The organism is Anaerotignum sp., assembly GCF_017483025.1.
GTDB lineage: Bacteria > Bacillota > Clostridia > Lachnospirales > Anaerotignaceae > Anaerotignum_A.
Genome location: NZ_JAFUMA010000109.1, coordinates 1 through 8,059 on the forward strand (window position 1 = coordinate 1; position 8,059 = coordinate 8,059).

10 protein-coding genes are annotated in these 8,059 nt (G+C 48.4%); 6 read left to right on the forward strand and 4 right to left on the reverse strand.

From position 1 onward, the window contains the following. From IJ369_RS09540 to IJ369_RS09555, 4 genes are all read right to left on the reverse strand, one after another. Positions 1–1,383, reverse strand: a 1,383-nt coding sequence (locus IJ369_RS09540) for a histidine kinase dimerization/phospho-acceptor domain-containing protein (protein ID WP_290718488.1), incomplete at its 3' end; no start/stop codon positions are given. Next, complete coding sequence (locus IJ369_RS09545) at positions 1,380–2,078, reverse strand: response regulator transcription factor (RefSeq protein WP_290718489.1); 699 nt, start codon at positions 2,076–2,078, stop codon at positions 1,380–1,382. The genes IJ369_RS09545 and IJ369_RS09540, both read right to left, overlap by 4 nt. A gap of 208 nt (positions 2,079–2,286) precedes the next feature. Continuing rightward, entirely contained in the window at positions 2,287–2,802 is a 516-nt protein-coding gene (gene nrdG, locus IJ369_RS09550) for an anaerobic ribonucleoside-triphosphate reductase activating protein (RefSeq protein WP_290718490.1), read from the reverse strand. Between the two features lie 4 nt (positions 2,803–2,806). Further along, positions 2,807–5,152, reverse strand: coding sequence for an anaerobic ribonucleoside triphosphate reductase (locus IJ369_RS09555; RefSeq protein ID WP_290718491.1), 2,346 nt, complete (start codon positions 5,150–5,152; stop codon positions 2,807–2,809). A gap of 251 nt (positions 5,153–5,403) precedes the next feature. On the opposite strand from IJ369_RS09555, the gene IJ369_RS09560 reads away from it, so the two are divergent. The 6 genes from IJ369_RS09560 to IJ369_RS09585 form a co-directional block, all read left to right on the forward strand. Continuing rightward, complete coding sequence (locus IJ369_RS09560) at positions 5,404–5,673, forward strand: YlmC/YmxH family sporulation protein (RefSeq protein ID WP_290718492.1); 270 nt, start codon at positions 5,404–5,406, stop codon at positions 5,671–5,673. A 92-nt stretch (positions 5,674–5,765) separates the two neighbouring features. Further along, entirely contained in the window at positions 5,766–6,230 is a 465-nt protein-coding gene (gene nrdR, locus IJ369_RS09565) for a transcriptional regulator NrdR (RefSeq protein WP_290718493.1), read from the forward strand. Between the two features lie 5 nt (positions 6,231–6,235). After that, positions 6,236–6,511 (forward strand): hypothetical protein, encoded by a 276-nt coding sequence (locus IJ369_RS09570; protein WP_290718494.1) that lies wholly within the window; start codon positions 6,236–6,238, stop codon positions 6,509–6,511. Between the two features lie 98 nt (positions 6,512–6,609). Continuing rightward, entirely contained in the window at positions 6,610–6,807 is a 198-nt protein-coding gene (locus IJ369_RS09575) for a chorion class high-cysteine HCB protein 13 (RefSeq protein WP_290718495.1), read from the forward strand. Between the two features lie 113 nt (positions 6,808–6,920). After that, the gene (locus tag IJ369_RS09580; protein WP_290718496.1) at positions 6,921–7,493 is read left to right on the forward strand and encodes a hypothetical protein; all 573 of its coding nucleotides are present in this window, start codon (positions 6,921–6,923) and stop codon (positions 7,491–7,493) included. Positions 7,494–7,519: 26 nt separating this feature from the next. Continuing rightward, positions 7,520–8,059 (forward strand): UvrD-helicase domain-containing protein (locus tag IJ369_RS09585; protein WP_290718497.1); only part of this gene is annotated, 540 nt, incomplete at its 3' end.

The window sequence follows — 8,059 nt, forward strand, 5'->3', positions numbered from 1 at the left end:
CACTTCAATATATTCCGCCGCCTGTCCTTCCAGATTCTCTTTTTTCAGCAGGTCAACGTAATTGATGATGGAGGTCAGAGGGGTCTTGATATCGTGGGAAACATTGGTGATGAGCTCTGTTTTTAGCCGTTCGCTCTTCATTTTTTGATCCAGAGCGATGGAAAAACCATTGGAAATGCTGTTCAGGTTTTCCCCATGCTTGCGAAACATGGGAAACATCCTTTTGGTGTCAATTTTGTTGTTCAGATTTCCCTTTGCCAGTGCTTCTCCGCCTTCCTTCAGCTGCTGCATCTGGGCTGCCATGGTGCAGAATACAAACAGCAGCACGACGCTCAGGAGAACTGCGCCAAAGCCGCCGCCCACATAGACAGAAGAGATGACCAGCCATACCACGGCCACTTTCCAAGTGGAGGGAAGGGCTTTCAGGGCATCCAGAAGAGTGCTGAAAACGGCTGCGAAAAGCTTCCAGCCGAAATGGAATAGCTTATAGGCGATGGTGTTCTGATAAAAATATCTGCCCAGCTTGATGCGGGTGGCGCAGGTCAAAATCGTTGCCAATGCCAGAATGGAAAGGGTCAGGATACCTGCAACTCCCATGATAACAGCTTCTATATGGCTGAAGGAATTTCCATCCAGCAGAAGTAACCCGATCGTGACACTGATAAAGCCTACGATGCCTAAATACAGATCCAGGGGTATCTTATCCTGCAGATTTGGGATGATTTCCTCTTTTCCTGCCCGATGGCCTGCGGCGCAGAGCAGATAGATAAGGGCTGCTGCGAAAATCAGGGCGCTTGCCAACAGGATGGGCAGCAGCATGCTGTGAATATCGTAGAGAGTCTGATGGAACCAGAAGGTGTTCCAGTAATCATCGGCCACGGTGGGCGGTTCCTTGATATAGCTTTCTACGACAACATTGATCGAATCGGTACCATCTTCTGCGGTCGTGGATGCCTCTGCGGTTGCGGATACATTGGGCCATTCTGATTTTACGCTATCCAAAATGCCGCTATCTGTATACAGGACAAATTGGTCTTCCGATACCAGAACTACGGTTTCGTTGTCTGTCATATTATCCAGAAGGATATCGCCGAATTCTGTTACGATGACACAGCGGTAGTTGGTGTTTTCTGCTGCAAAGGCTTCCGATTCCCAATCTCCCCATGTGCCGCTGTTCAACTGGTCGATCAGTTCTGCGGCGTATTGATAAGAGATTTTCTGGCAGGAAGCGGTCTTGTGATAGGGGGTGGCCTGTCCGCTATAGAAATTGTATTCATTGGCATAATAGGCGCAAAAGCCGCTGGCAATCATCGCCAGCACGGAAAGGATCGCCAGAAAACAGGCAAATACTTTCATTCCCAGAGTATGGGAGAGTTTCGTCATTCTTTCGCCTCCTTCTCGATTTTATACCCCAGACCCCATACTACTTTCAGGTAGCGGGGCTCGGAAGGATTGATTTCGATTTTTTCCCGCAGATGACGGATATGTACTGCCACAACGCTGCCGGAACCGTAGGCATCCTCGTTCCAGATTTTTTCGTAGATCTGGGTGGAGGAAAATACCCTGCCGGGATTTTCCATCAAAAGCTTCAGGATATTGTATTCGCTGGGGGTCAGGTTCACCACTTCCCCATCTACGGTAACGATTTTCGCTTCATCATCCAGATCGATGCCGCCGATGACCAGGTGGGAGGATTTCTTCGCCATGCCGCCCAGAGAGGTATAGCGGCGCAGCTGGGAGCGCACCCTTGCCAGCACTTCGATGGGGTTGAAGGGCTTGGTGATATAATCATCCGCCCCAATGTTCAGCCCCAGAATCTTGTCGGTATCCTCGCTTTTCGCTGTCAGCAGGATAATGGGGATATTGGAGGTTTCCCGCAGCTTTGCTGTGGCGGAGATGCCGTCCATCTGGGGCATCATGATATCCATCAGGATGAGATGGATATCGTGTTTTGCCACTACGTCCAGAGCCTCCTGGCCTGTGTATGCAGTGAAGATATTGTAATTTTCTGTGGATAAATAGATGGACAATGCGGATACGATATCCTTTTCGTCATCGCAGATCAAAATGTTATACATGCGTGTGCACCTCCGTCATTCTGTGATTTTATTGTACCTGATGGGATTTAAGAAACCAGCAGGAAAATTTTTAAGATTTATTTAAGCAGACGGGACTTGTCTGAAAAAAGTTTACCATATTGAAACGGAATTTTGTGCAATGGGGGGAAATCGTAAGGTTTTCTTAAGAAAATAAAAAAGCCGAACACGCTTGTGCTCGACTTTCTTTTTAGTATTCAAAATAGTTTGGTTCTTCCCACAGGACGATGTCTCCTGCTTCCAGGGATTTTTTTACGTCGATGGTGCGCTGGTTTCTGCTGCCCTTGAATTTTAATTCCAAAGAGCGTTCCGCCAGGAGGAAAGGCCCGTCAATGAGGACGTCGCTCTCCTTTAACAGGGCGATTTTTTCGGGGTCATTTTCCTGCCACAGTGCTTCCCAGGTATAGCCCGTATAGGTCCATACATTCAGGCCGATTTTGTGGGCACCCTTTGCCAGTTCCAGGCAGGGGACAGGCTGCATGAAGGGGTCACCGCCGGAAAGGGTGATGCCATCCAGCAGGGGATTTTCTGCCGCTGCGGCGAGGATATCCTCCGTATCCCCCCAGGAACCGCCATTGGGGTCATGGGTCTGGGGATTATGACAGCCGGGGCAGTTGTGGGGGCAGCCCTGGGTGAATATGGTCAGGCGAATACCGGGGCCATCTACGATGGAATCCCCGGTAACGCCGCTGAGACTGATTTTCATAGGATCAATCCTTTGCTTCTAATTTTACTTCTGTTACGATGGAGTGTTTGACACGGTCTCGTACTTCTGCACGTTTGGCGTTGTTGAAACGATCCAGTGTGCCTACCAGATAACCTGTGATACGGCGGATACGCTGGAAGCCATACTCGCCTTCGGTTTCTGTTCTGCCGCATTTGGGGCAAGTGTCGCCGATGATGCCGTTGTAGCCGCAGATAGGGTCACGGTCTACAGGGTGGTTGATGGAACCATAACCGATGCCCTGAGATTTCATGTAACGGATCACCTTTTCGAAAGCATCCAGATTTGTTGTGGGGTCGCCGTCCAGTTCGATATATGTGATATGGCCTGCATTTGTCAGTGCATGATAAGGTGCTTCCAGCTGGATCTTCTTATAGGCACTGATGGGGTAGTATACGGGAATGTGGAAGCTGTTTGTGTAATATTCTCTGTCTGTTACGCCTTCGATAGAACCGAAGCGTTCTCTGTCCATGCGGACGAAACGGCCGGAAAGACCTTCGGCAGGCGTTGCCAGCAGGGAGAAATTCAGGCGCATTTTTTCGGACATTTCATCCATGCGTTTTCTCATGTGGCCGATGATATCCAGACCCAGATTCTGGGCAACTTCACTTTCACCATGGTGCACGCCGATCAGGGCTTTCAGGGCTTCTGCCAGACCGATGAAGCCAACGGACAATGTACCGTGTTTCAGCACTTCGCGCACTTCATCATTTACGCCCAGTTTTTCGCTGTCGATCCAAACGCCTTCACCCATCAGGAAAGGATAGTTGTGTACCTTTTTCTTTGCCTGAATTTCGAAACGTTCCAGCAGCTGTTCGATGACCAGGTCGATCTTTCTGTCCAGTTCTGTGAAGAACCAGTCGATATTTTTATTTGCCAGAATGGCGATACGGGGCAGATTGATAGAAGTGAAGCTCAGGTTGCCTCTGCCCAGTGTGATTTCTCTTTCGGGGTCGTTTACGTTGCCGATGACTCTTGTACGGCAGCCCATGTAAGCGATCTCTGTTTCGGGGTGGCCTTCTTTGTAGTACTGCAGGTTGTAGGGCGCATCCTGGAAGGAGAAGTTGGGGAACAGTCTCTTCGCGCTGACGCGGCAGGCCAGTTTGAACAGGTCGTAGTTGGGTTCGCCGGGGTTGAAGTTGATACCTTCTTTGACACGGAAGATCTGGATGGGGAAGATAGCCGTTTCGCCATTGCCCAGGCCTGCTTCTGTTACCAGCAGGATATTTTTCATAATCATGCGGCCTTCTGTGGAAGTATCCATACCATAGTTGATGGAGGAGAAGGGAGTCTGTGCCCCGGCACGGCTGTGCATGGTGTTCAGGTTATGCAGCAGAGCTTCCATCGCCTGATATGTGGCTTTATCTGTTTCTTCTGTTGCTTTTTTCGCGGAGAAAGCCTGGGCTTTTTCCAGCACCACAGGGTCTACACCTGCTTCCAGCAGCAGTTCTTTTTCTCTTTCATTATATTTCTGGCAGCCGTCCAGCGTAGGGAAGAGATTTTCGGAAGTCAGCACACGGAAGGCAGCTTTTGCTTTTTCTGCATTTTCAGGGCTGTCCATCACTTCGATCAGGGAAGCCAGATTGGAACGATAGCGTTTTTTATATGTTTTTGCAACACCGGGAGCCAGGCCATAATCGAAGTTGCCGATGGACTGACCGCCGTGCTGGTCGTTCTGGTTGGACTGGATGGCGATACATGCCAGAGATGCGTAGGATGCGATATCGTTGGGTTCTCTCAATACGCCATGCCCTGTGGAGAAGCCGCCGTCAAACAGCTTCAGCAGGTCGATCTGGCAGCATGTGGTTGTCAGTGTGTAGAAATCCAGATCGTGGATATGGATGTCGCCGTTTCTGTGGGCCTCGGAATGGGCAGGGTTCAGCACATAGCTTTCATAGAAATGTTTTGCGCCTTCGGAACCGTATTTCAGCATGGAGCCCATGGCTGTGTTGCCGTCGATGTTGGCGTTTTCGCGCTTGATGTCACTGTCTGTCGCATCTTTGTATGTGATGTCTTCGAAGGTTTTCATCAGACGATCGTTCATGTTTCTCACTCTGGTACGTTCTGCTCTGTACAGGATATAGGCTTTCGCTGTGCGCACATAGCCGTGGTCGATCAGCACGCGTTCCACGCTGTCCTGGATCTGTTCAACGGTGGGAGAGTCGATGCCTTTTTCTTCAAATTTGTTGGAAACCTCATGCGCCAGGTTCAGGCAGATGGCATAATCTTTCTTGCCTACTGTCGCTTCGAAAGCCTTTTCGATGGCACTGGCGATCTTGTTGATATCGAAATGGACGGTACGTCCGTCTCTTTTGGTGATGGTCGTGATCATTTTTCTTCCCTCTTTCCTTGTTTTTCCTTGATATATGGTAATATTCTGATCTTTCTTGTTTCAAATCAAAAACACAATATCTAGTTTTTATTAAAAAGTTAAGGCATATATATTGTATGGCATATTGGAGGAGGCGTCAAGGGGAACACTGCAAAAAGATGAATTTTATCAGAATGACGAAAGTAAGCCTTTGGACTGCCTTTTTTCGCATAAAATAAAAGAAGATTTACCAAAAATGGGGGCGAATAAATATGAAATGGGAAAGATTTTCCTGCCTGCAGGAAAAAGAAGTGATCAATATTTGCGATGGAAGGCGGTTGGGGTGTGTCTGTGATCTGGAACTGGATATCGTGACGGGGAAGATCTGCACCCTGGTCATTCCCGAGGACGGCAGCAAGTGGAATTTCTTCGGGAAGGAACGGGCGTTTTTCGTGCCCTGGCGGTGTATCCGCCGCATCGGGGATGATATTATTCTGGTGGAGGTGGACGGGGATGATATTCTGAGAAATGATGGAGATTAAATACTAGATATAGTGTTTGAGGTGTTGACCTGACGAGTTTTCTCCTTTATACTGAAAAATAGAACTATGTAAACTCAAAGGAGGAAGCTGCCATGAAATGTCCTTTTTGCAATAATAATGATACAAAAGTCATTGATTCCCGCGGGCAGGATGATAATTCTGTGATCCGCCGCCGCCGTGTCTGCGAAAGCTGCGGCAAACGTTTCACTACTTATGAACGCATCGACATGATCCCCATCACCGTTATCAAAAGCGATGGTACCAGAGAAATTTTTGATAAGAGCAAAGTGATGAACGGCATTATGAAATCCTGCAACAAACGCCCTGTAACAGCCCAGCAGATCCAGGATCTGGTGGATGATATCGAAAATACGCTGATGGGTACCGGTGATAGAGAAGTGGAAAGCAAACAGATCGGCAATATGGTCATGGACAGACTGAAAGAAGTGGACGAGGTGGCCTATGTGCGCTTTGCCTCCGTTTATCGTCAGTTCAAGGATATCAATACCTTTATTGACGAACTGGAAAAACTCCTGATCGAAAAGAAACAGGGGTGATAGGCGTGGCAGAACAGAAAACAAAAGCACTTTTCACCTGCACCGAAGCAGGCTATGATGCGGCGCTGGATATTATGGACTTATACCGTAAAAGCGGTATGTACGCCGTTTTCTATGGCATTGCCAATGAAAACGACCTCATTTCCCTGGGGGAAACCAACGGCATGACCCATGTGCTCCATTTCGTAGACGGGGAAAATATCAAGCTGGTCAGCATTTCTGATGAAATGGGCGGCTTTACGGTGGATATCACGATCAACGATTTGATTTTACCTAAGTAAGTAAAAAAAGAAAAAGCAAGACAGGCAAGAAATCCCAAAATACCTCATAGGATAGGAGTGTAACAAGAAACACTTTCATCTTAAGGAGGTATTTTATTATGTGTGGATTTGGTTGTGGGAACGACAATAGCTTCATTTGGATCATCATCCTGCTGTTCTGCTGCTGTGGCAACAATCATGATGGCTGCGACAACGATTGGGGCAATGGCAGCTTCTCCTGGATCTGGATCCTGATCCTGCTGTTCTGCTGCTGTGGCAACAACAACCGTATCGGCAACAACTGCTCTTCCTGCTAAGAGTACCTCAAGAAAGACGGCTCCCGTATTTTGCGGGAGCTTGTCTTTTTTTGCGGAAAAAATATCCGAATCAGGTCACCGTTCCTTCTAAAATGGAAGAGAGGTGATTTTTTATGTTAGAAAGAAGAAAAAAGGAAAACCTGGTGCGCTGTTGGATAGAGGAAGAACGGGAACGGCTTTCGGTAAGGGCCTATGCTTTGGAGGATTCGTTTTTGGCAGCCTTTTACGCCCAGTGTGTGGAAAGCACCGCTGCCGATGCCTATGAAATCTTTTTAGAAACGCCCCTGTCCTTCAATTATTTTCGGGAAAACCTGGACAGGCTGGATATGGAAGGAATTCAGCGCTTTTTCAAGCTGGCAGCCATCCATCATACCATCCGCATCGTTCGTCGCAGGAAAAAGGAGCTGGACTGGGGGCAAATGAATGTGGTTATGGCGGAAATTTATGAGCTGGATGGGCAGGAAAGGGAACTGGCGGAGCTGCTGCATCAGTGTGCCGATCTGTACCAAAGCGGCTTTCAGGAACTATTCCATAAGACCACGGCAAGATACCTGTTTGGAGACAGGGTGCTGTCTGGTTTTTCCTTCGCATTTATCGGGAATTTCTGGTATAATTCCTATAGTAGTTTTATGGGCTCTTTTACGGGCTATGTGCCCTTTCATATTCGGCTGAAACGGGCCCAGTAAAATCCTTATTTTCGGGGGGAAACGGCATGGCAAACAAATGGACAGACCAACAGATACAGGCCATCGAGGCAAGGGGCAGCGACCTGCTCATTTCTGCGGCGGCGGGCAGCGGTAAAACGGCGGTTCTGGTAGAACGCATCATTACCCGCATCATCAAGGAAGAACAGGACATCGACCGCCTTTTGGTGGTGACTTTTACCAAAGCGGCGGCATCGGAAATGAGCCAGCGCATCGGCGCGGCTATTGCAAAGGAAATGGAAGCAAACCCCAATAACCTCCATCTGCAGAATCAGATGGCTTTTTTGCCGCGGGCAGATATCAAGACCATCCATGCCTTTTGTCTGCAGGTCATCAAGGAATATTATCATATTCTGGAGATCGACCCTGCTGTCCGCACTGCCGACCCTGCGGAAATCACCCTGCTACAGAAGGAAGTGCTGGAAGAACTGTTCGAAAATTTGTATGCCGATGAAGAAAACCTATGGTTTTTCGATTTGTTAGAGACTTTCTCTACGTCCACCAAGGATGCCCCTTTGAAGGACTTGGTTTTGCAGACCTATACCTTC

Coding starts and splice junctions, on each gene's coding strand:
- IJ369_RS09575 (WP_290718495.1), top strand. CDS start 6,610: ATGTGTGGATTTGGTTGTGGGAACGACAATAGCTTCATTTGGATCATC.
- IJ369_RS09560 (WP_290718492.1), top strand. CDS start 5,404: ATGAAATGGGAAAGATTTTCCTGCCTGCAGGAAAAAGAAGTGATCAAT.
- IJ369_RS09580 (WP_290718496.1), top strand. CDS start 6,921: ATGTTAGAAAGAAGAAAAAAGGAAAACCTGGTGCGCTGTTGGATAGAG.
- IJ369_RS09545 (WP_290718489.1), bottom strand. CDS start 2,078: ATGTATAACATTTTGATCTGCGATGACGAAAAGGATATCGTATCCGCA.
- nrdR (WP_290718493.1), top strand. CDS start 5,766: ATGAAATGTCCTTTTTGCAATAATAATGATACAAAAGTCATTGATTCC.
- nrdG (WP_290718490.1), bottom strand. CDS start 2,802: ATGAAAATCAGTCTCAGCGGCGTTACCGGGGATTCCATCGTAGATGGC.
- IJ369_RS09555 (WP_290718491.1), bottom strand. CDS start 5,152: ATGATCACGACCATCACCAAAAGAGACGGACGTACCGTCCATTTCGAT.